15 protein-coding genes, 6 tRNA genes, 2 rRNA genes and 1 pseudogene are annotated in these 25,077 nt (G+C 50.2%); 21 read left to right on the top strand and 3 right to left on the bottom strand.

The genetic code is table 11. The annotated features are described in order from the left end of the window. The first annotated feature begins 71 nt into the window (after positions 1–71). The 5 genes and pseudogenes from FH974_RS15065 to FH974_RS15045 all read left to right on the top strand — a co-directional run bounded on the left by FH974_RS15065 (position 72) and on the right by FH974_RS15045 (position 5,458). Positions 72–147 (top strand) — tRNA-Glu (locus FH974_RS15065). A gap of 259 nt (positions 148–406) precedes the next feature. After that, a 23S ribosomal RNA gene (locus FH974_RS15060) occupies positions 407–3,298 on the top strand. Positions 3,299–3,415: 117 nt separating this feature from the next. Beyond that, positions 3,416–3,531: ribosomal RNA gene (gene rrf / locus FH974_RS15055) — 5S ribosomal RNA — on the top strand. A gap of 43 nt (positions 3,532–3,574) precedes the next feature. Then, positions 3,575–3,651: transfer RNA gene (locus tag FH974_RS15050), tRNA-Asp, on the top strand. Positions 3,652–4,327: 676 nt separating this feature from the next. Next, a pseudogene (locus tag FH974_RS15045) lies at positions 4,328–5,458 on the top strand (IS3 family transposase). 171 nt (positions 5,459–5,629) lie between these two features. Here the strand turns inward: FH974_RS15045 and FH974_RS15040 are convergent. The 3 genes from FH974_RS15040 to FH974_RS15030 form a co-directional block, all read right to left on the bottom strand. Further along, complete coding sequence (locus tag FH974_RS15040) at positions 5,630–6,259, bottom strand: nicotinamidase (protein ID WP_047887538.1); 630 nt, start codon at positions 6,257–6,259, stop codon at positions 5,630–5,632. A gap of 9 nt (positions 6,260–6,268) precedes the next feature. Further along, positions 6,269–7,618 (bottom strand): CDP-diacylglycerol--serine O-phosphatidyltransferase, encoded by a 1,350-nt coding sequence (gene pssA / locus FH974_RS15035; protein ID WP_047887537.1) that lies wholly within the window; start codon positions 7,616–7,618, stop codon positions 6,269–6,271. 117 nt (positions 7,619–7,735) lie between these two features. Continuing rightward, entirely contained in the window at positions 7,736–8,173 is a 438-nt protein-coding gene (locus FH974_RS15030) for a GNAT family N-acetyltransferase (protein ID WP_047887540.1), read from the bottom strand. Positions 8,174–8,249: 76 nt separating this feature from the next. Between FH974_RS15030 and murB the strand changes: the two genes are divergently transcribed. From murB to rpoC, 16 genes are all read left to right on the top strand, one after another. Continuing rightward, positions 8,250–9,290 (top strand): UDP-N-acetylmuramate dehydrogenase, encoded by a 1,041-nt coding sequence (gene murB, locus FH974_RS15025; protein ID WP_207103387.1) that lies wholly within the window; start codon positions 8,250–8,252, stop codon positions 9,288–9,290. After that, positions 9,287–10,249, top strand: a complete 963-nt coding sequence (gene birA / locus FH974_RS15020; protein WP_207103386.1) for a bifunctional biotin--[acetyl-CoA-carboxylase] ligase/biotin operon repressor BirA — start codon at positions 9,287–9,289, stop codon at positions 10,247–10,249. The genes murB and birA overlap by 4 nt, the downstream gene beginning before the upstream one ends. After that, positions 10,249–10,980 (top strand): type III pantothenate kinase, encoded by a 732-nt coding sequence (locus FH974_RS15015; RefSeq protein ID WP_047887534.1) that lies wholly within the window; start codon positions 10,249–10,251, stop codon positions 10,978–10,980. Before birA ends, FH974_RS15015 begins: the two co-directional genes overlap by 1 nt. Before the next feature lie 96 nt (positions 10,981–11,076). Further along, positions 11,077–11,152: transfer RNA gene (locus FH974_RS15010), tRNA-Thr, on the top strand. Between the two features lie 37 nt (positions 11,153–11,189). Beyond that, positions 11,190–11,274 (top strand) — tRNA-Tyr (locus FH974_RS15005). A 39-nt stretch (positions 11,275–11,313) separates the two neighbouring features. Then, positions 11,314–11,388: transfer RNA gene (locus FH974_RS15000), tRNA-Gly, on the top strand. Positions 11,389–11,401: 13 nt separating this feature from the next. Beyond that, a tRNA-Thr gene (locus tag FH974_RS14995) sits at positions 11,402–11,477 on the top strand. Positions 11,478–11,582: 105 nt separating this feature from the next. Next, positions 11,583–12,767 (top strand): elongation factor Tu, encoded by a 1,185-nt coding sequence (tuf, locus tag FH974_RS14990; protein ID WP_107193928.1) that lies wholly within the window; start codon positions 11,583–11,585, stop codon positions 12,765–12,767. A gap of 216 nt (positions 12,768–12,983) precedes the next feature. Further along, positions 12,984–13,361 carry a preprotein translocase subunit SecE gene (gene secE / locus FH974_RS14985; RefSeq protein ID WP_047885297.1) on the top strand — a complete coding sequence of 126 codons (378 nt, stop codon included), beginning with the start codon at positions 12,984–12,986 and terminating at the stop codon, positions 13,359–13,361. Between the two features lie 11 nt (positions 13,362–13,372). Continuing rightward, a complete protein-coding gene (nusG, locus tag FH974_RS14980) occupies positions 13,373–13,918 on the top strand; it encodes a transcription termination/antitermination protein NusG (protein WP_047885296.1) in 546 nt (181 codons plus the stop codon). 121 nt (positions 13,919–14,039) lie between these two features. Then, on the top strand, positions 14,040–14,468 hold the full coding sequence (gene rplK / locus FH974_RS14975; protein WP_047885295.1) for a 50S ribosomal protein L11: 429 nt from the start codon (positions 14,040–14,042) through the stop codon (positions 14,466–14,468). A gap of 4 nt (positions 14,469–14,472) precedes the next feature. Continuing rightward, positions 14,473–15,174: a 50S ribosomal protein L1 gene (rplA, locus tag FH974_RS14970; RefSeq protein ID WP_047885294.1), complete on the top strand. Its 702-nt coding sequence runs from the start codon at positions 14,473–14,475 to the stop codon at positions 15,172–15,174. 262 nt (positions 15,175–15,436) lie between these two features. Then, complete coding sequence (gene rplJ, locus FH974_RS14965; RefSeq protein ID WP_047885293.1) at positions 15,437–15,931, top strand: 50S ribosomal protein L10; 495 nt, start codon at positions 15,437–15,439, stop codon at positions 15,929–15,931. Positions 15,932–15,992: 61 nt separating this feature from the next. Then, on the top strand, positions 15,993–16,358 hold the full coding sequence (rplL, locus tag FH974_RS14960; RefSeq protein WP_047885292.1) for a 50S ribosomal protein L7/L12: 366 nt from the start codon (positions 15,993–15,995) through the stop codon (positions 16,356–16,358). Positions 16,359–16,581: 223 nt separating this feature from the next. Further along, positions 16,582–20,607: a DNA-directed RNA polymerase subunit beta gene (gene rpoB / locus FH974_RS14955; RefSeq protein WP_047885291.1), complete on the top strand. Its 4,026-nt coding sequence runs from the start codon at positions 16,582–16,584 to the stop codon at positions 20,605–20,607. A 99-nt stretch (positions 20,608–20,706) separates the two neighbouring features. Next, positions 20,707–24,924, top strand: a complete 4,218-nt coding sequence (rpoC, locus tag FH974_RS14950; protein WP_047885307.1) for a DNA-directed RNA polymerase subunit beta' — start codon at positions 20,707–20,709, stop codon at positions 24,922–24,924. The last annotated feature ends 153 nt before the right edge of the window (positions 24,925–25,077 follow it).

Below are 25,077 nucleotides of genomic sequence, written 5' to 3'. Positions count from 1 at the left end.
TAGTGTCCACACAGATTGCTTGGTCGAAATGTAGAGAACATGTGTTCGGGTGCCCAAACCCGGAACAAAAGGTCCCATTCGTCTAGAGGCCTAGGACACCGCCCTTTCACGGCGGTAACAGGGGTTCGACTCCCCTATGGGACGCCACTTTCTAACTGCACTTGTGAGTGTGATTAGAAAGTGGCTGCCATAAGGCAAACACATGCTCTTTAACAATCTGGAAAGCTGACTAGTAATTCGATTCAGATGAATCGAAATTATTGTTTCTCGAAAGAGAAACGAGTTCTCAAGCAATACACATTCAAGTGTCTTGTGTAAGAAGAGTCCGGCAAAAACAAACTAACCATCTTAACTCAGATGGAAAAACCTTGGTTGTTTGAACATACGAAACCTCTTGGGGTTGTATGGTTAAGTGACTAAGCGTACACGGTGGATGCCTGGGCAGTCAGAGGCGATGAAGGACGTACTAACTTGCGATAAGCGTAGATGAGGCAGTAAGAGCCACTTGAGTCTACGATTTCCGAATGGGGAAACCCAGCTGCATAAGCAGTTATCATCAAGTGAATACATAGCTTGGTGAGGCGAACCGGGGGAACTGAAACATCTAAGTACCCCGAGGAAGAGAAATCAACCGAGATTCCGGCAGTAGCGGCGAGCGAAACCGGATTAGCCCTTAAGCGCTTTAAGTGTCAGGTGAATGAGCTGGAAAGCTCAGCGATACAGGGTGACAGCCCCGTAGCCGACAACACATTTGGCGTGAAAACGAGTAGGACGGGACACGTGTTATCTTGTCTGAAGATGGGGGGACCATCCTCCAAGGCTAAATACTCCTGACTGACCGATAGTGAACCAGTACCGTGAGGGAAAGGCGAAAAGAACCCCTGTGAGGGGAGTGAAATAGAACCTGAAACCGTGTACGTACAAGCAGTAGGAGCAGGCTTTGTCCTGTGACTGCGTACCTTTTGTATAATGGGTCAGCGACTTAATTTCAGTAGCAAGGTTAACCGTATAGGGGAGCCGTAGGGAAACCGAGTCTTAACTGGGCGTGCAGTTGCTGGGATTAGACCCGAAACCGAGTGATCTAGCCATGGGCAGGTTGAAGGTGCGGTAACACGCACTGGAGGACCGAACCGACTAATGTTGAAAAATTAGCGGATGACTTGTGGCTAGGGGTGAAAGGCCAATCAAACTCGGAGATAGCTGGTTCTCCCCGAAAGCTATTTAGGTAGCGCCTCGGACGAATACTACTGGGGGTAGAGCACTGTTAAGGCTAGGGGGTCATCCCGACTTACCAACCCTTTGCAAACTCCGAATACCAGTAAGTACTATCCGGGAGACACACGGCGGGTGCTAACGTCCGTCGTGGAGAGGGAAACAACCCAGACCGCCAGCTAAGGTCCCAAAGTTATCGCTAAGTGGGAAACGATGTGGGAAGGCTCAGACAGCCAGGATGTTGGCTTAGAAGCAGCCATCATTTAAAGAAAGCGTAATAGCTCACTGGTCGAGTCGGCCTGCGCGGAAGATTTAACGGGGCTAAGCGATACACCGAAGCTGCGGCAATGCGCATTAGCGTATTGGGTAGGGGAGCGTTCTGTAAGCCGCTGAAGGTGTCCTGTAAGGGGCGCTGGAGGTATCAGAAGTGCGAATGCTGACATGAGTAACGATAAAGGGGGTGAAAAACCTCCTCGCCGGAAGACCAAGGGTTCCTGTCCAACGTTAATCGGGGCAGGGTGAGTCGACCCCTAAGGCGAGGCCGAAAGGCGTAGTCGATGGGAAACGGGTTAATATTCCCGTACTTCTTGCTATTGCGATGGGGGGACGGAGAAGGCTAGGTGGGCCTGGCGACGGTTGTCCAGGTTCAAGGGTGTAGGCTGATGGTTTAGGCAAATCCGGACCATCTCAAGGCTGAGACCCGATGTCGAGGCACCACGGTGCTGAAGTCATTGATGCCATGCTTCCGGGAAAAGCCTCTAAGCTTCAGATAGCAAGAAATCGTACCCCAAACCGACACAGGTGGTCGGGTAGAGAATACCAAGGCGCTTGAGAGAACTCGGGTGAAGGAACTAGGCAAAATGGTACCGTAACTTCGGGAGAAGGTACGCTGCCGGCGGTGAAGAGACTTGCTCTTGGAGCTGCTGGCAGTCGCAGATACCAGGTGGCTGCAACTGTTTATTAAAAACACAGCACTGTGCAAAATCGAAAGATGACGTATACGGTGTGACGCCTGCCCGGTGCCGGAAGGTTAATTGATGGGGTTATCCTTAGGGAGAAGCTCTTGATCGAAGCCCCGGTAAACGGCGGCCGTAACTATAACGGTCCTAAGGTAGCGAAATTCCTTGTCGGGTAAGTTCCGACCTGCACGAATGGCGTAATGATGGCCACGCTGTCTCCACCCGAGACTCAGTGAAATTGAAATCGCAGTGAAGATGCTGCGTACCCGCGGCTAGACGGAAAGACCCCGTGAACCTTTACTACAGCTTGGCACTGAACATTGACCCTACATGTGTAGGATAGGTGGGAGGCTTCGAAGCAGGTACGCCAGTATCTGTGGAGCCGTCCTTGAAATACCACCCTTGTAGTGTTGATGTTCTAACGTCGCCCCCTCATCGGGGGTACGGACAGTGCCTGGTGGGTAGTTTGACTGGGGCGGTCTCCTCCCAAAGCGTAACGGAGGAGCACGAAGGTGGGCTAATCACGGTCGGACATCGTGAGGTTAGTGCAATGGCATAAGCCCGCTTGACTGCGAGAATGACGGTTCGAGCAGGTGCGAAAGCAGGTCATAGTGATCCGGTGGTTCTGAATGGAAGGGCCATCGCTCAACGGATAAAAGGTACTCCGGGGATAACAGGCTGATACCGCCCAAGAGTTCATATCGACGGCGGTGTTTGGCACCTCGATGTCGGCTCATCACATCCTGGGGCTGAAGTCGGTCCCAAGGGTATGGCTGTTCGCCATTTAAAGTGGTACGCGAGCTGGGTTTAGAACGTCGTGAGACAGTTCGGTCCCTATCTGCCGTGGGCGTTGGATGATTGAGAGGGGCTGCTCCTAGTACGAGAGGACCGGAGTGGACGAACCTCTGGTGTTCGGGTTGTGTCGCCAGACGCATTGCCCGGTAGCTAAGTTCGGAATCGATAACCGCTGAAAGCATCTAAGCGGGAAGCGAGCCTCAAGATGAGTCATCCCCAGAGCTTTAAGCTCTCTGAAGGGTTGTTCGAGACTAGAACGTTGATAGGCAGGGTGTGTAAGCGCTGTGAGGCGTTGAGCTAACCTGTACTAATTGCCCGTGCGGCTTAACCATACAACACCCAAGGGGTTTTACGGACTCCACGAGCACTTGAATGGTGTGCTTGAACTTTAGTCAGTTTTTTTCCAAGATTGTGATTTGCGGCCTGCGGGCGGTGAATCAAAGAATTTGCCTGGCGACCATAGCGCTGTGGACCCACCTGATCCCATGCCGAACTCAGACGTGAAACGCAGCAGCGCCGATGGTAGTGTGGGGTCTCCCCATGTGAGAGTAGGACATCGCCAGGCACCCAATTTAGGGTAGCGTTCTGAACAAACGTTAATCCTGAGTGGAGCGGTAGTTCAGTTGGTTAGAATACCGGCCTGTCACGCCGGGGGTCGCGGGTTCGAGTCCCGTCCGCTCCGCCACTTATACGAAGCCCAAGCAGAAATGCTTGGGCTTTTTTACGTTTAAAGACAATGTTGTTCGCCCTTCGGTCGAATGAGCCCCGCTGGATCGCCAGCCCGGCCGTTCCACCACTTATGCGAAGCCCGAATTTAAAGATTTGGGCTTTTTTGCGTTCAGTATTTATCGGTTTGTCCTAGGGCGACTAATTCCATTCCTCACGTCACGAAGGGTGCGACTCCAGTATTTCACTACTGACACGAAGCTTCGTCAGTAATGACAGGTCTTAAACCATGGAGCCTTGGGCTATAGTAGGTAAAGATCATGAGATTCAAGTTGTTCATCCATGAGCATTCTTATGTGGATTTAGCACACTGATTCCACATCGGATATAGATTCCAATTGATGATTTAGGGCTATACCCTATAGCTATCATTGAACAACGAGTCTCATCTCTATTGTTTCGGCGATTTATTCAATTTGAATACTTCTGATTTTTTCAAGCTCAGACAGAATATTACCGATATGTCAGGTTTTTTCGTTTACAGGTATGTAGTTTTGGAAGGATGCTTGTGTAGGGTGAAGTTGCTTAAGCCGTTCTTCTCTCTAAATGTCGCTAGGCAGCTTCTTGAGCATGTGACCTGCTCCCCAATCCAGCTAAAACTTAGTAATGTTCATCTTATAAGAAGGAAGGTGAATATGAAGAAGCGATTCAACGAACAGCAGATCATTGCCATTCTCAAGGAAGCAGAAGCAGGCATTCCTGTTAAAGAGCTGTGTCGCAAGCACAATATTTCCGATGCCACATTCTACCTATGGCGTAAAAAGTACGCGGGCATGGATGTTTCCGATGCCCGTCGCTTGAAAGCATTGGAAGATGAGAATGCCAAGCTCAAGAAGCTCTTGGCGGAATCCATGCTTGATGTTGATGCTTTAAAAGCGGCTCTTAACCAAAAGTATTGACCGTCGGAGACAAGCGCAAGGCTGTGCATGCAATGCAGGAAGTCACCACGATTTCGGAACGCAAAGTCTGTCTGCTCGTCGGTATAAATCGCGCATCGATGAGATACCAACCTCAATCTAAAGAGAGTGATGTGGAGCTGTCGGCTCGTATACAAGAACTGGCACTAGAGAGAAAAAGGTTCGGATATCGCCGTATTCACCATCTTCTTCGGCGGGAAGGGACAGAGGTTAATCATAAGCGTGTTTACCGGTTATACCAGAGAGTCTGGATTGACCGTTCGAAAACGGAAGCGAAGGAAATCATTATGTGTCGAGCGAGAGCCACTTTTACTTCCCTCACTGCCCAACCATACCTGGTCAATGGACTTCGTCATGGATGCACTCAGTTCTGGTCGTAGGATAAAGTGCCTCACTATCGTTGACGACTTCACAAAGGAGTGCCTGGATATTACTGTTACATCAGGAATTTCTGGAGATGAGGTGGTCGCCATACTTGAGGCTATTGCTGCTTTCCGTGGTTATTCTGAGGCTGTTCGAACAGATCAGGGGCCTGAGTTTACGGGTAAAGCCCTCGACCAATGGGCTTATGATCATGGTGTTATTCTGAAGCTGATACAGGCTGGTAAGCCAACCCAGAATGCTTATATCGAAAGCTTTAACGGCAAGTTCAGGGACGAGTGTTTAAACGAGCATCTGTTCAGAGACTTGAGCCATGCTCGTAAACTGATCAGTGACTGGCGCATTGACTACAATGAAAATCGGCCGCATTCATCAATTGGATACCTAACTCCCTCTGAATTTGCAGTACTGACACATTCAGGGCTAAACAGTAACGTAACTGACATTACTAAAGAAGTGTTGGATTAGTTATTGGGGGCAGGTCACATGAGTTTGATTATGAAGGTTTTGAGAGTCTGTATCTTCGGTGGTGGTAGCTTCAGGGTTTAAGGTTGGAATATCGGTGAACGGTACCGAGGGATTTTTACTCATTTGTCATGAGATTAAAGGCCTCTCTGGGGAGAAGCCTTGGGAGGGCGGTCAAAGCAGAGTTTGTAGCGCTGTCAGATCCTGAGCGATGATAATCCCTGCTTGCTTCATGTCGGCACAGGCCTGTTGTGTGGTTTCTGGTGCAATTCCACGGCTGGCTGATAGGTTGACGATGACCTTGAAATAACCACTCTTCTGGAGCTGCAGTGCTGTTGTTTTAACGCAGTAGTCTGTAGCCAGTCCGCCAATGATAACTGTCGAGACCCCTTTGGCGACCAGCCATTCGATCAGGCCAGTACTAAGCTTCTCCTGCAGATCGTGGAAGCAGGCACCGTATGGGTGAAGATCCGGCTCGATCCCTTTCCAGATTACATGATCATAGTCAGTCACGGCGGGTAGGCCCGGGATCGTTTCAAATCCCCGGGTGCCTGGAACTGCGTGGGATACCCAGGTCACGTCAGCATTTTTGTGGGATAGAGGTTGAAGCATCTTTTCGTGGCTATCGACAACCCAAACCGCGTTTCTGGGATGGGCATCTTTAGTCAGCACGCGATACTGAGCCATTGCAGCCTGTGCATTCAATGCTTGGCCGATGCTATCGCCTTCCGGGACCGGAAGTTCATCCGGACACAACGGAGTAAAGGTTTGCTGGGGATCAACATCGATGGCTGCAATTGTCATAACCGTTACCTACAGAATTTGATTCAAGATATGGTCTGCCTTGACTCGGCGTATCCGCTTAATTAGCTTTCTGACCGGAGCCGGATACGTGTCGACCTTATCAATGAATTTATAGCTGCCGACAAGCTGGGTGTGGGAAAGAATGCAGTCGAGTTCTTTTTGTTTCTGTTCAGCCAATAGTTGGTTTTTATCTCTGACCAGAATGGCATTTTCCAGATCCAGTTTCCAGGCACGTGGATTTAGGTTGTTACCCGTGATGAGCATATAGCTACGATCAACCCAGATGCCTTTAAGGTGGAAGCTGTTGTCATTATGTTTCCATAAATGGATGGCAAGCTGACGACGTGCAATCGCTGACTCATTCTGTTTAGCGAAGTGGCGGAGATTGACTTCATACAGGTAAGGAAGACCAGCAATTGTTTTGAATGGCTCACTAGGTGGAATATAGAAGTCATTCGCTGTTTTGTCACCGACAATGATGGTCACTTTGACGCCGCGTCGTAGGGCACGCTTGACTTCCCGGCTGATAGAGCGCGGAAAGTTGAAATACGGCGTGCAGATCGTGAGTTCCTGCTGAGCACTGGCGATAAGGGTACAGATATGCTGATTGAGCGTGTTCTTGCGTTTACCCAAACCAACCAGAGGCGTCAGGCCGACTTCACCCTCGGCAATAGGCTCTGGTGTGAAGTGATAGGTGGCGCGGGCCAGTTGTTGGCGAAACTCTCGAATGGCACCTTTTAGTGCTTTGGTTTCAGGGCGCTGGCTCTGGCTCAGACAGTTGACCGCATCACTGTCGACCAAGGTATCCAAAATAAAATTGGACATGGTATCGGCCAGATGCGGGTTTTTGATCACATGGTAGCGGTCATAGCGATAACGATTGTGCTGGGCCAGATAGACATCGTTAAGGCTGGCGCCGCTGTATACGACTTTATCGTCGATGACGAAGCCTTTGAGATGGAGAACACCGAAGACTTCCCGGTTACGGACCGGTACCCCAAGGATTTGAATCTGGTGCTCATACTGGCTAGCAAATTCACGGTACAGGGCGGCATTGCCGTCGGATTTCTCTGCACCGATGAGTCCCCGCTGGGCACGGTGCCAGTCGACCAGCACTTTAATATCCAGGCCCGGATTTTTCTGCTTAGCCTCGTAGAGCGCCTTGAGGATACCTCGGCCGGCATCATCGTCCTGAAGATAGAGGGCAACCAGATAAATGCGTTGAGTGGCACCCGCGATTTCGGCATAAAGACGTTCACGGAAGGAACCGGCGTCTAACAGGGTCTCCAGGTTTTCAGGCTTGTGTGCAATGCACGGCAGTTGATCAATGCGTTGCTTGTTAGCAATAGCTGAATCCATTATCGCCTCGTTTACGCGACCTTTATAAGGATGATTGTGTTAATTAAGAGAGCAATTATATCAGAAAAACAACACAGTCAATGTATGGCTATGTCGGAGTACCGGAGAATCGCGAAATTATTGTGTAACTGCTTGTTGATAAATCATCGCAACAAGTGACTTTCCACTTAGTCGGTAACGGGTGAGCCGTGACTGCAATGACTCGGGTAATTCAGACTCTGGAACTGGGACGAAGCCCGTTGCCTGATAAAAATCGACCAGGTATGAGAACGCAAAACAGAAGCAGGGAGCCTGTTCCAGCTGGGATTGGGCAGCGACTAAGAGCTGCTGGCCCTGTTTTTGCCCGCGCGCATCGGGGATGACCAGCATACCGGTCATGAGTTGAAAGCCATCAAATTGCTTGAACCTGACACAGCAGTGGATGGCACTGTTATCCTCGCCAATCCAAATCACTTCATCTTTTTTTGCCTTACCTGCCGGATAATGCTGTTTATAAAGACGGTTGATCAAGGGAAAGCGCAGTGGCTCTATCGGGTGAAATCTAAGCTTGTTCATGGGGAAAAAACTGCTAACTATAGCTGAATCAGTTAAAATGCAGCCCAAGTATATAAAGGTATGGTTCAAAAAGCGCATGAAAGTTTTGCAGGATCGGTCTCTGGCCCCGTTTCATACATTTGGTATTGATGTCAGTGCACAGCGTATTGTGGCGGTTGAGTCGGCCGAAGAGTTAGTCAGTGTCTGGCACGATACTGCCTTCAGTGCGTTACCGAAACTGATTCTTGGCCAGGGCAGCAACATGCTGTTCTGTGAGGACTATGTCGGGGTGGTGGTGCTCAATCGTATCAAAGGCATTACGATCAATGAAACGGACGATGCTTTTGAATTGCGTGTCGGGGCTGGGGAAGACTGGCATCAGCTGGTTGAAATGACCGTGGCAAACGGTATGCCTGGTCTGGAGAATCTGGCGCTGATTCCGGGCTGTGTGGGTTCATCTCCTATCCAGAACATCGGGGCGTACGGCGTCGAGTTAAAGGATGTCTGTCAGTACGTCGATACGCTGGAGCTCGCTACGGGGCAGACACAGCGATTATCTGCGGACGAGTGCCGCTTCGGATACCGGGATTCCGTCTTTAAACACGAGCTGAAAGCCACGCATGCCATTACGGCGGTGGGGCTGCGCCTTAAAAAAGCGTGGCAGCCCAATATCAGCTATGGCCCGCTGGCGTCTTTTGATGCCGCGACAGTGAGCGCCGAAGCCATTTTAGCGTCGGTCTGCGAGATTCGACAGTCGAAGCTGCCGGATCCCCGCGTGTTGGGTAATGCCGGTAGCTTCTTCAAAAATCCGGTCATTGATACCCAGCAGGTAAACCAGCTGCTGGCTGAACATCCGACCATGCCGTATTACCCGCAGGATGATGAGCACTGTAAGTTGGCAGCGGGATGGCTGATTGATCAGTGCGCGCTCAAAGGTCATCGCATTGGCGGGGCGCAGGTTCATGAGCAGCAGGCGTTGGTTTTAGTTAATGCTGAACAGGCGACAGCCCGCGATGTGCTCGCTCTGGCCCAGTTTGTCGTCGATCAGGTGGAAGCAAAATTTGGCGTTCGCCTGGAGCATGAGGTGCGCTTTATGGGTGCGACATCGGAAACGACACTGACGGAGATCATGGGATGAAAGAGCATTCGACCCGATTAGCCCTGGTGGCAATGCTGGCAGATGGCGAGTTCCATTCCGGTGAAGCTCTGGGAGAGCAATTGGGTATCTCACGGGCTGCGATCAGTAAGCATATTAAGGTGCTTCAAGCATGGGGGCTGGACATTTTTCGCTTGCAAGGGAAAGGCTATCGTCTGCCAGCAAAACTGGATCTCCTTGATTGCGATAAGATTGTCGGTCAGGTAAAGTGCCCAAGCTTGGAGGTTATCCCGGTAATCGATTCGACGAATCAATACCTGATGGAACGGGTCGGGCAACTGCCAAAAGGGGCGGTTTGTCTGGCGGAATATCAGGAAGCCGGACGAGGCCGTCGTGGTCGTCAGTGGCTCTCGCCGTTTGGTAGTAATTTGTACCTCTCCATGTATTGGCGTTTAGATGCCGGCATGGCCGCCGCCATGGGTTTAAGCCTGGTGGTCGGGGTGGCCATTGCGGAAGCTCTGCAATCATTCGGGGCCGATGAAGTTCGGGTGAAATGGCCGAACGATCTGTATTTCAGGGATAAAAAGCTCGCAGGAATTCTGGTTGAAATGACTGGTCAGGCGGGCGATGCTGCGCATTTGATCATCGGCATGGGACTCAATATCGCTATGCCGGAACAAGAAGGCAAAGAAATAGACCAGGCATGGGCCAATTTAACTCAGGCCAGCGCCACATTGCCGGATCGTAATACCCTTGCTGCTATCTTGATCGCGCAATTACATCAGACTCTGGCTGATTATGAAGTCTGCGGACTGGAAGGCTTCACCGAGCGTTGGAATCGCTTGGACAACTTTTTGGACCGCCCCGTGAAACTGTTGATTGGTAACCGCGTAGTGGAAGGGATAGCCCGTGGGATCAACGGTCAGGGGGCGTTATTGTTAGAGGCCGATGGTGAGGTCACCCCTTACATCGGTGGAGAAATCAGCCTCAGAGGTTGTTAATGCAAATTTTGATTGAAGCGGGTAACACTTATGTCAAGGTGGCCCAATTATTTGACGATGGCAATTTTGAATTGCTGGGACGGTATCCGAGCCGCAAGCTGGAAATGGTACTGGAGCCCCTACTCGAGAATGGAATCGACAGAATCGTCTTTGCAAGTGTCGGGCCGGTGGAGGTCGACAACTCTATTCAGCGCATTTCCCAATTGGCCAATATTCCGGTCATGCAAGTCAAGACCCTGCGGAAAGACTTTGGCGTGAAAAACGCCTATGCCGAATACCAGTATCTTGGGGTCGACCGCTGGCTGACGCTGGTGGCTATTCATCAGAGCTTTAAAAAGCCGACTGTGATTGTCGACATTGGCACGGCATTAACCTTTGATGTCATGACAGAGGACGGTAAGCACCTTGGCGGTTGGATCGCACCCGGTTATCAGCTAATGATGAAGGCGGTGTTGGAAAACACGACCAAAGTTTTTTCCGACCGTGAACATGGTGACGAGTTGGTGTTTGCCGACAATACGGCGGATGGCCTTAAGAATGGCTGCCGTGCCGCCTTGTTGGGACTGATTGAATACGGCCTTGGCCAGGCGCGGGATAAGCTGAAAACCGAGCCGGAAGTGATTTTGTGTGGTGGCGGGGTTCGTCATCTGCCAAAGAGCTGGGGACGGGGATATCAACATCGTTCCGATCTGGTGCTGGAAGGCCTTGCTTTGTATGCAAAATGCCGCTAGTGGTTAATTCTTGTTCGGTTGGGGTGGGGCGGCAAAAAAAAACGAAAAAAGGTATTGCAACCCCTCGCTGAGTTCACTAGAATGCGCAGCACTTACGCCGACTTAGCTCAGTAGGTAGAGCAACTGACTTGTAATCAGTAGGTCACCAGTTCGATTCCGGTAGTCGGCACCACTTTCCCCTAAATGAGTGAAAGTGCTTAAAAATTTCTGGAGGGGTTCCCGAGTGGCCAAAGGGAGCAGACTGTAAATCTGCCGGCTCCGCCTTCGATGGTTCGAATCCGTCCCCCTCCACCATTTTCAATTGATTGAATAGCTTAACGAGTTACGAGTTTAGCGGGCATCGTATAATGGCTATTACCTCAGCCTTCCAAGCTGATGATGCGGGTTCGATTCCCGCTGCCCGCTCCACACTATTAAGTGTGCTGATATAGCTCAGTTGGTAGAGCGCACCCTTGGTAAGGGTGAGGTCGGCGGTTCAAATCCGCCTATCAGCACCACTCTCTCCTTAAGTTACTTCGATTCTTTTGATATATACTCTACAAAACCCATGATTGGTTGTGTGGTCGTAATGCCACCAAATACCGTGCCTAGAGGGACAATCCATGTCTAAAGAAAAATTTGAACGTACTAAACCGCACGTTAACGTTGGTACTATCGGCCACGTTGACCACGGTAAAACTACTCTGACTGCAGCTATCTGTACTGTACTGGCTAAAGTATACGGCGGCGCAGCGCGTGACTTCGCATCTATCGATAACGCGCCTGAAGAGCGTGAGCGTGGTATCACAATCTCTACTTCTCACGTAGAGTACGATACTCCTTCTCGCCACTACGCACACGTAGACTGCCCAGGACACGCCGACTACGTTAAGAACATGATCACCGGTGCTGCTCAGATGGACGGTGGTATCCTGGTTGTTGCTGCTACTGATGGTCCAATGCCACAGACTCGTGAGCACATCCTGCTAGGTCGTCAGGTTGGTATCCCTTACATCATCGTGTTCATGAACAAGTGTGACATGGTTGATGATGAAGAGCTGCTTGAGCTGGTTGAGATGGAAGTGCGTGAACTTCTGTCTGAGTACGACTTCCCAGGCGACGACTGCCCAGTAATCATGGGTTCTGCTCTGGGTGCGCTGAATGGCGAAGCTCAGTGGGAAGAGAAAATCGTTGAGCTGGCTGAAGCACTGGATTCTTACATCCCAGAGCCAGAGCGTGCAATCGACAAGCCGTTCATCCTGCCAATCGAAGACGTATTCTCAATCCAAGGCCGTGGTACTGTTGTAACTGGTCGTGTTGAGCAAGGTATCGTTCGCGTAGGTGACGAAGTAGCAATCGTTGGTATCAAAGAGACTATCACGACTACTTGTACTGGCGTTGAGATGTTCCGTAAGCTTCTGGACGAAGGCCGTGCTGGTGAGAACGTTGGTGTTCTTCTGCGTGGTACTAAGCGTGACGAAGTTGAGCGTGGTCAGGTTCTGGCTAAACCAGGTTCAATCACTCCACACACTACTTTCACTTCAGAAATCTACGTTCTGTCGAAAGACGAAGGTGGCCGTCACACGCCGTTCTTCAAAGGCTACCGTCCACAGTTCTACTTCCGTACTACTGACGTGACTGGTACTATCGAACTGCCAGAAGGCGTTGAGATGGTAATGCCAGGCGACAACGTATCTATGACTGTAACTCTGATCGCGCCAATCGCGATGGACGAAGGTCTACGCTTCGCAATCCGTGAAGGTGGCCGTACCGTTGGTGCTGGTGTTGTAGCTAAGATCGTTGAATAATATTTGACGATACGGCACGAAAAAGGGCATCATTTGATGCCCTTTTTCTGCACCATTGCAATTCTCTGTTTGTTTTTTGCTCAGTGGTGCAGAAAAAGATTTATCGACATGAAGTTTTTACCCATGTAATTAAAGCCTTAGTGCTTTCCTTCATGAAAGGCCCTGCTATTGCGGGGTTATTTTCGTCTATATTGAGACTAGTTACAGGTTGGTTGTATGAAAGCGAATGCCGAAAACCAAAGCAGCTCTAGCAGTATGGATGGCCTGAAGTGGGTCGCTGTATTTGCTTTGCTAGCTGCCGCTGTGGTTGGTAATTACCTGTACAGTGATGTTTCTGTAGTGTTGCGTGCTGCAGCAGTTGTTGTCCTGGTGGCAGCAGCTGGTGGTATTGCTGCACTTACAGCAAAAGGTAAAACCGCGATTGCGTTTGCCCGTGAATCGCGCATGGAAGTCCGCAAGGTAGTATGGCCTACTCGTCAGGAAGCTACGCAGACAACCTTTATCGTTTTAGCTGTCACTGTCATTATGGCGTTAGCCTTGTGGGGCATCGACGGCATCATGGTCCGTCTAGTCCGCCTAGTTACCGGTGTGTGAGGTAAGAGTTCATGAGCGAAGCTCCAAAAAAACGATGGTATGTCGTACAGGCCTTTTCGGGTTTTGAAGGGCGTGTAGCGCAATCCCTACGTGAGCATATCAAGATGCACGGTATGGAAGAGTACTTTGATGAAGTACTGGTTCCGACTGAAGAAGTTGTAGAAGTCCGTGCGGGCCAGCGTCGTAAGAGCGAACGTAAGTTCTTCCCTGGCTATGTGCTTGTACAGATGGTGATGAACGACGAGACATGGCACCTGGTACGTAGTATCCCTCGTGTTATGGGGTTCATCGGTGGTACTTCAGACCGCCCAGCACCGATCTCTGATAAAGAGGCAGATGCTATCCTTAACCGCCTAGAAAAAGCGAGCGAGTCACCAGTTCACAAGACTGTCTTTGAACCAGGTGAAGTTGTCCGTGTCACGGATGGTCCGTTTGCTGACTTCAACGGTGTGGTTGAAGAAGTTGACTACGATAAGAGCCGCGTGAAAGTGTCGGTTTCTATCTTCGGCCGTGCCACTCCGGTAGAACTGGAGTTTGGTCAGGTTGAGAAAGTTTGATCAATAAGTAATCAGATCAGCTTGTCAGGGGCGTGAAATTTGACTATAATTTCGCGCCCTTTCGTTAGACGGGGAGTCTATTTCAATATAGACGTTTGAACCCAAATTTAGGTAAATAGCAATGGCTAAAAAAGTAGAAGCTTACATCAAGCTGCAAGTTGCAGCTGGTATGGCAAACCCAAGTCCACCAGTTGGTCCAGCTCTGGGTCAGCACGGTGTGAACATCATGGAATTCTGTAAAGCGTTTAACGCTAAGACTGACTCTCTAGAGAAAGGTCTACCGACTCCAGTTGTTATCACTGTTTACAGTGACCGTTCTTTCACGTTCATCACTAAGACTCCACCTGCTGCAGTTCTGCTGAAGAAAGCTGCTGGTATCAAGTCTGGTTCTGGCCGTCCGAACACTGAGAAAGTTGGTACTGTTACTGACGCTCAGATCCAAGAGATCGCAGAAACTAAAGCTGCGGACATGACTGGTGCTGACATCGAAGCTCTGAAGCGTTCGATCGCTGGTACTGCACGTTCAATGGGTCTGGTGGTAGAGGGTTAAGACAATGGCAAAACTAACTAAGCGCATGCGCGTTATTCGTGAAAAAGTTGACGTTTCTCGCGAGTACGACATCAACGAAGCTGTTGCTCTGCTGAAAGAACTGGCTACTGCTAAATTCACTGAAAGCGTTGACGTTGCTGTTAACCTAGGCATCGATGCACGTAAATCAGACCAAAACGTTCGTGGCGCAACTGTACTGCCACACGGTACTGGTCGTGATATCCGCGTTGCAGTATTTACTCAGGGTGCAAACGCTGAAGCTGCTAAAGAAGCGGGCGCTGACCTGGTAGGTATGGAAGAACTGGCTGATCAAGTTAAGAAAGGCGAGATGAACTTTGACGTAGTTATCGCATCTCCAGATGCAATGCGCGTTGTAGGTCAGCTGGGTACTATTCTTGGTCCACGCGGTCTGATGCCAAACCCTAAAGTTGGTACTGTAACTCCTAACGTTGCTGAAGCGGTTAAGAACGCTAAAGCTGGTCAGGTTCGTTACCGTAACGACAAGAACGGCATCATCCACACTACTATCGGTAAAGTGGATTTCGACGCTGCGCAACTGAAAGAGAACCTAGAGTCTCTGCTGGTTGCACTGAAGAAAGCTAAGCCTTCTTCAGCTAAAGGTACTTTCATCAAGAAAGTAAGCATCTCTACCACTATGGGTGCAGGTGTAGCGCTAGACCAGAATTCTCTGGACACTAACGCGTAATAATTTGCAGAAGCGTCAGATTCGTGTATAATTTGGCGCTTCCGAATTCATGGCTGAGGCTGTTACTGCGGTAACGGCCTCCGTCAAAGACCGTAGGCGTTGTAACTGAAAAGTTCGACTTAATAATACCTACGTAGACGGTGCCAGAACATGATTGATGTATGTCTTTCTTGGATCTGCGCCGTATTAACTCTCCTGCCATAGTGGCAGTGAGTGGTGTACTGTTCGGGGTTAACCCGGCTTAAATCCAGGAGCAAATCCAATGGCATTGAACCTTCAAGACAAAAAAGCAATTGTTGCTGAAGTCAACGAAGCTGCCAATGGTGCCCTGTCTGCAGTTGTTGCTGACTCTCGTGGCGTTGCTGTTGCTGACATGACTACCCTACGTAAAAAAGCTCGTGAAGCGGGCGTTTACGTTAAAGTTGTGCGTAACACTCTAGCACGCCGTGCAGTAGAAGGTACTGATTATGAATGTCTGAAAGACGTTTTCGTTGGTCCTACTCTACTTGCGTTCTCTAATGAGCACCCTGGTGCTGCAGCGCGTCTTTTCAAAGACTTCGCTAAAGAGAACAAAAACTTTGAGATCAAAGCAGCTGCATTCGAAGGCGCTGTTGCTGACGTTGAAGTACTTGCGACTCTACCAACATACGACGAAGCGATTGCACGCCTGATGATGTGCATGAAAGAAGCGTCTGCTGGCAAGTTGGTACGTACTATCGCAGCTATTCGCGATCAGAAAGAAGAAGCAGCGGCTTAATTCGCCTTGCTTTTATCTGGTTGCTTTTTAAACTAATTGTTGACTTTAAAAGAGAATTGTTATGTCTATCACTAACGAGCAAATCCTAGACGCAGTTGCAGAAATGTCTGTAATGCAAGTTGTTGAACTGATCGAAGCAATGGAAGAGAAGTTCGGTGTTACTGCTGCAGCAGCAGTAGTAGCAGGCGGCGTAGCAGCTGAAGCTGCTGAAGAGCAAACTGAATTCGACGTAATCCTGACTTCTGCAGGCGCGAACAAAGTTGCTGTTATCAAAGCAGTACGTGGCGCAACTGGCCTGGGTCTGAAAGAAGCGAAAGCACTAGTAGACGGCGCTCCAGCACCTCTGAAAGAAGGTGTTGATAAAGCTGAAGCTGACGCTCTGAAAGCTCAACTAGAAGAAGCTGGTGCTTCTGTTGAAGTTAAGTAATAATTACTTAATTTCTTAGCCTGAAAAGGCTAATGGCTGGTGGCTAATAGCCACCGGCCTTTTTGCGCTGTAGGGTAGTGGTGTTTTCACATTGTTTTGCACCCTCTCCCCATGCAAAAAGCAGTCCTGCTTTCCCAGAACTGCTCCTACAATAAACAGTGTTATTAGTCACTGCTCCTCGTGTTGAGCAGTTTGGATCACTTATCAGCGATCTGAGGAACCTATGGTTTACTCTTATACCGAGAAAAAGCGTATCCGTAAGGATTTTGGTAAGCGTCCACAAGTCCTGGATGTTCCATACTTGCTGTCGATCCAGCTTGAGTCTTTTGACAAGTTCATCGAGCAGGATCCTGAAGGGCATTACGGTCTAGAAGCTGCCTTTCGTTCTGTTTTTCCAATTCAGAGCTATAACGGCAATTCCGAGCTGCAATACGTTAGCTATCGTCTCGGTGAGCCGGTCTTCGATGTTAAAGAATGTCAGATTCGTGGCGTAACTTACTCAGCTCCACTGCGCGTGAAGCTGCGTTTGGTCATGTATGATAAAGACGCGCCTGCTGGCACTGTTAAAGACATCAAAGAACAAGAAGTTTACATGGGCGAAATTCCGCTCATGACAGATAACGGTACATTCGTTATTAACGGTACCGAGAGGGTTATCGTATCCCAGCTGCACCGTAGCCCGGGTGTCTTCTTCGACAGCGATAAGGGTAAGACCCACTCCTCAGGTAAAGTGCTTTATAACGCACGTGTGATTCCATACCGTGGTTCATGGTTGGATTTCGAATTCGATCCTAAGGATAGCCTCTTCGTACGTATCGACCGTCGTCGTAAGCTGCCTGCGTCTATCATCCTGCGTGCTCTGGGTTACACCACTGAGCAAATCCTTGACATGTTCTTCGAAAAGATCAAGTTCGAAGTTCAGGGCAAGTCACTGGTGATGGAACTGGTACCTGACCGTCTACGTGGTGAAACGGCAAGCTTTGACATCGAAGCGAACGGTAAAGTGTACGTTGAGCAGGGTCGTCGTATCACTGCACGTCACATCCGTCAGCTGACGAAAGACAACGTTGACCACATCGAAGTACCTGTTGAATACATTGTTGGCAAAATTTCTGCACGTGACTACGTGAACCAGGAAACGGGTGAGCTGATTGCTGCTGCGAACCAGGAACTAAGCCTGGAAACGCTGGCTCTGCTATCTCAGTCTGGCTACAAGTCACTGGAAGTTCTGTTTACGAACGATCTGGATTTCGGTCCGTACATGTCTGATACCCTGCGTATCGACAACTCGACTGACCGTCTGAGCGCGCTGGTAGAAATTTATCGCATGATGCGTCCTGGCGAGCCGCCAACGCGTGAAGCCGCTGAGCAACTGTTCGAAAGCCTGTTCTTCAGCGAAGAACGCTACGATCTGTCTGCTGTTGGTCGTATGAAGTTCAACAGCTCTCTGGGTCGTGAAGAAACAACGGGTCCGGGTACACTGGATCACGATGACATCATTGAAGTAATGCGTCGTCTGATCGATATCCGTAACGGTAAAGGTGAAGTTGATGACATCGACCACCTGGGTAACCGTCGTATCCGTTCTGTTGGTGAAATGGCTGAGAACCAGTTCCGTGTTGGTCTGGTACGTGTTGAGCGTGCAGTAAAAGAGCGCCTGAGCCTTGGTGATCTGGATGCAGTAATGCCTCAGGATCTGATCAACGCTAAGCCAATTTCTGCTGCAGTGAAAGAGTTCTTCGGCTCTTCTCAGCTGTCTCAGTTTATGGATCAGAACAACCCACTGTCAGAAGTTACTCACAAACGCCGTATCTCGGCGCTTGGTCCAGGTGGTCTGACTCGTGAGCGTGCAGGTTTTGAAGTTCGAGACGTTCACGCGACCCACTACGGTCGTCTGTGTCCAATCGAAACGCCTGAAGGTCCAAACATCGGTCTGATCAACTCACTGTCGGTATTTGCTCAGTGTAACCCATATGGTTTCCTGGAAACGCCATACCGTAAAGTAGTTGACGGCAAAGTAACTGAAGATATCGATTACCTGTCTGCGATCGAAGAAGGTCAGTACGTTATCGCGCAGGCTAACGCCGCGCTGAACGAAGACGGTTCTTTCGCTGACGAACTGATCACTGCTCGCCAGAAAGGTGAATCAGGTCTGCACCCGCGCGATCACGTTCAGTACATGGACGTTGCAACCAACCAGGTTGTATCGGTGGCAGCATCCCTGATCCCATTCCTGGAACACGATGATGCTAACCGTGCCCTTATGGGTGCGAACATGCAGCGTCAGGCCGTACCAACTCTGCGTGCTGATAAGCCGCTGGTAGGTACAGGTATCGAGCGTAACGTAGCGGTAGACTCAGGTGTAACTGCAGTTGCCAAACGTGGTGGCCAGGTTCAGTCAGTAGATGCTTCTCGTATCGTTATTAAAGTTAACGAAGACGAGTTGGTACCTGGTGAAGCGGGTATCGATATCTACAACCTGACGAAGTACACCCGTTCTAACCAGAACACGTGTATCAACCAGCGTCCAACCGTAATGCCGGGTGAGCCGGTAGCGCGTGGTGACGTACTGGCTGATGGCCCGTCGACTGACTTGGGTGAGCTGGCACTTGGCCAGAACATGCGCATCGCGTTCATGCCTTGGAACGGTTACAACTTCGAGGACTCCATCCTGGTGTCTGAGCGTGTTGTTCAGGAAGACCGCCTGACAACTATCCACATCCAAGAACTGTCTTGTGTGGCGCGTGATACTAAGCTGGGTGCTGAAGAAATCACTGCTGACATCCCGAATGTGGGTGAAGCGGCGCTTTCTAAACTGGACGAATCTGGCATCGTTTACATCGGTGCGGAAGTAAAGGGTGGCGACATCCTGGTTGGTAAAGTGACACCTAAAGGTGAAACTCAGCTGACTCCAGAAGAGAAACTGCTACGTGCGATCTTCGGTGAAAAAGCCTCTGACGTTAAAGACTCTTCACTGCGTGTACCAAACTCTGTGTCTGGTACGATCATCGACGTACAAGTCTTCACTCGCGATGGCGTAGAGAAAGACAAGCGTGCGCTTGAAATCGAAGAGATGCAGCTGAAAGAAGCGAAGAAAGACATCACAGAAGAGTTCCAGATCCTGGAAGGCGGTCTTCTGGCGCGTGTTCGTACTCTGCTGCTATCTGCTGGTTACAGTGAAGATAAACTGGTTTCAATGGACCGTGAGAGACTGTTCTCGCAGACTCTGGACGATGAAGCCCTGCAAAACCAGCTGGAGCAGCTGGCTGAGCAGTACGACGAGCTGAAAGCTGAGTTCGATAAGAAGTTTGAAACCAAGCGCCGTAAGATCACTCAGGGTGATGACCTGGCACCGGGTGTCCTTAAGATTGTTAAGGTGTACCTGGCTGTTAAACGTCGTATCCAGCCTGGTGATAAGATGGCCGGTCGTCACGGTAACAAGGGTGTAATCTCAAAGATCTGCCCTGTTGAAGACATGCCGTACGATGAAAAAGGTCAGACTGTTGATATCGTACTGAACCCGCTGGGTGTACCGTCACGTATGAACATCGGTCAGATCCTGGAAACTCACCTGGGTCTGGCAGCAAAAGGTATCGGTGACAAGATCAACGAGATGCTGAAGCAGCAGCAGGAACTACATCAGTTCCGCAACTTCCTGCAGAAGGTCTACGATCTGGGTGATACTCGTCAGAAGGTCGATATTGCGGCACTGTCTGACGACGAAGTTCGTACTCTGATCCAGAACCTGCGTGCCGGTCTGCCGATTGCAACACCAGTATTTGATGGTGCACCGGAATCGTCTATCAAAGAGCTGCTGAAACTGGGTGATCTACCAGAATCTGGTCAGCTGACTCTGTTTGATGGCCGTACTGGTGACAAGTTTGAGCGTCCTGTAACTGTAGGTTACATGTACATGCTGAAACTGAACCACTTGGTTGATGACAAGATGCACGCCCGTTCTACCGGTTCTTACAGCCTAGTTACTCAGCAGCCGCTGGGTGGTAAAGCTCAGTTCGGTGGTCAGCGTTTCGGTGAGATGGAAGTGTGGGCGCTGGAAGCATACGGCGCAGCTTATACGCTTCAGGAAATGCTAACTGTTAAGTCGGATGACGTTAACGGTCGTACGAAGATGTATAAGAACATCGTCGACGGCGACCACCGTATGGAACCAGGTATGCCGGAATCGTTCAACGTATTGTTGAAAGAGATCCGCTCGTTGGGTATCAACATCGAGCTGGAAGACGAGTAAGACTGGGCAACCCCAGCTTAACAGTTAATCCGGTATAAATATGAAGGTGCCAGTTTGCTGCTGGCACCTTTATGGGTCAACTCCTCACAGGAGCCGAATGTGAAAGACTTACTTAAGTTTCTGAAAGCACAACACAAGACCGAAGAATTTGATGCAATCAAAATCGGTCTTGCTTCACCAGACATGATCCGTTCATGGTCTTTCGGTGAAGTGAAAAAACCAGAAACCATCAACTACCGTACCTTTAAGCCTGAGCGTGACGGTCTTTTCTGTGCACGTATCTTTGGCCCGGTAAAAGACTACGAGTGTCTTTGTGGTAAATACAAGCGCCTGAAGCACCGTGGTGTTATCTGTGAAAAATGTGGTGTAGAAGTTACTCAGACCAAAGTACGCCGTGAGCGTATGGGTCACATTGAGCTGGCTTCCCCTGTAGCCCACATCTGGTTCCTGAAGTCACTGCCATCCCGTATCGGTCTGCTTATGGACATGCCGCTACGTGATATCGAACGTGTACTTTACTTCGAATCTTACGTTGTTATCGAACCAGGCATGACCAACCTTGAGCGTAGCCAGCTGCTGAGCGAAGAGCAGTACCTGGATGCGCTGGAAGAGTGGGGCGACGAGTTCGACGCGAAGATGGGTGCAGAAGCGGTTCAGGCACTGCTGGGCAACATGGACCTGAATGCCGAAATCGAACTGATGCGTGAAGAGCTGGATGAAACCAACTCTGAAACCAAGCGTAAGAAACTGACCAAGCGTGTGAAGCTGGTCGAAGCATTCCTGCAGTCAGGCAACAACCCTGAGTGGATGATCCTGTCTGTTCTGCCAGTTCTGCCACCGGATCTACGTCCGCTGGTACCGCTGGACGGTGGCCGTTTCGCGACCTCGGATCTGAACGATCTGTACCGTCGTGTTATCAACCGTAACAACCGTCTGAAGCGTCTGTTGGATCTGGCTGCTCCTGATATCATCGTACGTAACGAAAAACGTATGCTTCAGGAGTCTGTTGATGCACTGCTTGATAACGGTCGTCGTGGTCGTGCGATCACCGGTTCTAACAAGCGTCCTCTGAAATCTTTGGCAGACATGATCAAAGGTAAACAGGGTCGTTTCCGTCAGAACCTGCTGGGTAAACGTGTAGACTACTCAGGCCGTTCGGTTATCACCGTAGGTCCATACCTGCGTCTGCATCAGTGTGGTCTTCCTAAGAAGATGGCACTGGAGCTGTTTAAGCCATTCATCTACGGCAAGCTGGAAACTCGTGGCCTAGCGACGACAATCAAAGCTGCTAAGAAGATGGTAGAGCGCGAAGAAGCGGTTGTTTGGGATATCCTGGACGAAGTGATTCGCGAACACCCAGTTATGCTGAACCGTGCACCAACACTGCACCGTCTGGGTATTCAGGCATTTGAACCAGTACTGATCGAAGGTAAAGCGATCCAGCTGCACCCACTGGTGTGTGCGGCCTATAACGCCGACTTCGATGGTGACCAGATGGCGGTACACGTACCTCTGACTCTGGAAGCACAGCTTGAAGCTCGTGCGCTGATGATGTCTACCAACAACATCCTGTCGCCAGCGTCTGGTGATCCAATCATCGTACCTTCTCAGGACGTTGTACTGGGTCTGTACTACATGACGCGTGATAAGATCAACGCGAAGGGTGAAGGCATGTACCTGTCTGGTCCGGCTGAAGCTGAAAAAGCTTACCGTACCGGCAATGCTGAACTGCACTCACGTGTAAAAGTACGTATTACTCAGTACCTGAAAGACGAGCAGGGCAACCTGACTGAAGATACTCAGCTGGTTGATACGACTGTTGGTCGTGCGATGCTGTGGAAGATCGTACCAAAAGGTCTGCCATACAGCCTGGTGAATACTGAAGCGCTGGGTAAGAAGCAGATCTCTAAACTGCTGAACACCTGTTACCGTGAATTGGGCATGAAAGAGACTGTTATCTTTGCTGACCAAATCATGTACACAGGTTTTGCTTACGCTGCTCTGTCTGGTGTGTCTGTTGGTATCGACGACATGGTTGTACCAGAAGCGAAATACACCAAGATCGCAGAAGCAGAAGCAGAAGTTGCTGAAATTCAGGAACAGTTCCAGTCTGGTCTGGTAACAGCTGGCGAACGTTACAACAAAGTTATCGATATCTGGGCAACAGCCAACGAGCAGGTTGCTAAGGCGATGATGGATAACCTGTCTTTCGACACAGTTATCAACCGTGACGGCGAAGAAGAACTGCAGAAATCGTTCAACAGCGTATACATGATGGCCGACTCGGGTGCGCGTGGTTCTGCCGCTCAGATCCGTCAGCTGGCTGGTATGCGTGGTCTGATGGCGAAGCCGGATGGCTCGATCATCGAAACCCCAATCACGGCGAACTTCCGTGAAGGTCTGAACGTACTTCAGTACTTTATCTCAACGCACGGTGCTCGTAAGGGTCTGGCGGATACGGCACTGAAGACAGCGAACTCCGGTTACCTGACTCGTCGTCTGGTAGACGTAGCGCAGGATGTGGTAATCACATCTGACGACTGTGGTACACACGGCGGCATTACTATGATGCCTCTGATCGAAGGTGGTGATGTTAAAGAACCACTGCGCGATCGCGTACTGGGTCGTGTTGTTGCAGAAGACGTGCTGAAGCCGGGTACTGAAGAAGTACTGGCACCGCGTAACACACTGCTTGATGAAAAATGGTGTGACATCCTGGAAGCCAACTCTGTTGACCAGGTAAAAGTACGTTCTGTAGTAACTTGTGAGAACGACTTCGGTTGTTGTCGTAACTGTTACGGTCGTGACCTGGCTCGTGGTCACCTGGTTAACCAGGGTGAAGCGGTTGGTGTTGTGGCAGCACAGTCTATCGGTGAACCAGGTACACAGCTGACAATGCGTACGTTCCACATCGGTGGTGCGGCATCGGCAGCAGCAGCGGAAAACAGCATTCAGGTTAAGAACAGCGGTTCTTTGAAGCTGCAAAACGCGAAGTTCGTAACGAACAACGATGGCAAGCTGGTTATTACTTCTCGTGCATCTGAACTGACCGTAATCGATGAGTTCGGCCGTACGAAAGAGAACTACAAACTGCCATACGGTTCTCACCTGACTAAAGGTGACGGCGCTGAAGTGGCGGCGGGTGAAGTGGTTGCCAACTGGGACCCACACACCATGCCAATCATCACTGAAGTGGCGGGTCGTGTTCAGTTCGTTGACCTGATCGATGGTGTTACAGTTTCTCGTCAGACTGATGATCTGACAGGTTTGTCTATGATCACTATCCTGGACGCTGCTGAGCGTACTGGTGCTGGTAAAGACATGCGTCCGACCATTAAACTGGTTGACGAAAACGGTGATCACGTGATGATCGCGGGTACTGAAATGCCTGCACAATACTTCCTGCCTGGTAAAGCGATTATCCAGCTGGAAGACGGTGCGATGGTAGGTATCGGTGATACGCTGGCACGTATTCCTCAGGCATCTGGCGGTACGAAAGATATCACCGGTGGTCTGCCACGAGTTGCTGACCTGTTCGAAGCGCGTAAGCCAAAAGAACCAGCAATCCTGGCTGAAATCACAGGTACCGTATCGTTCGGTAAAGAGACGAAAGGTAAGCGTCGTCTGATCATCACACCTGCGGAAGGTAATGCGTACGAAGAGATGGTGCCTAAGTGGCGTCAGCTGAACGTGTTCGAAGGTGAGAAGGTCGAGAAAGGTGACGTAATCGCCGATGGTCCAGAGTCTCCACACGATATCCTGCGTCTGCGTGGTGTTTACGCGGTAGCAGAATACATCGTGAACGAGGTTCAGGAAGTTTACCGACTACAGGGCGTTAAGATTAACGATAAGCACATCGAGACTATCATTCGTCAGATGCTGCGTAAGGTAACGATCCTGACTGCAGGTGAGTCTGAGTTCCTACCTGGTGAACAGGTTGAGTACTCTCGCGTGAACATTGCAAACCGTAAGCTGATTGCGGAAGGTAAAGTACCTGCAACGTTCGAACGTGACCTGCTGGGTATCACGAAAGCGTCTCTGGCAACCGAGTCGTTCATCTCTGCGGCGTCGTTCCAGGAAACAACCCGCGTTCTGACAGAAGCTGCGGTTTCTGGTAAGCGTGATGAGCTACGTGGTCTGAAAGAGAACGTAATCGTTGGTCGTCTGATCCCTGCTGGTACCGGTTTCGCGTACCATCAGCAGCGCCAGCGTCAGCGTGATTCTGAGCTGGAGCCAGTAGCACCTCAGGTAGATGCTGAACAAGCCTCTCAAGACCTGGCGGCATTGCTGAATGCTGGTCTGAGCGACGAAAACTAATCGCGATAGCGAATGCGAAAAGGGGCACCCATTGGGTGCCCCTTTTTTATTGCCGGTTTTCAGGACATCAGTGTCAGGAGGCTTCTGTGTGACGGGTGGCGTTCGAGGTTATCGACGATAAAAGCGATCTGCAGATTGAATTTGTTCGGGCAG

The organism is Photobacterium ganghwense (assembly GCF_017329545.1).
GTDB classification, from domain to species: domain Bacteria; phylum Pseudomonadota; class Gammaproteobacteria; order Enterobacterales; family Vibrionaceae; genus Photobacterium; species Photobacterium ganghwense.
The sequence above is the reverse complement of the archived record's forward strand: the minus strand, read 5'-3'. Positions and strand labels throughout refer to the sequence as shown.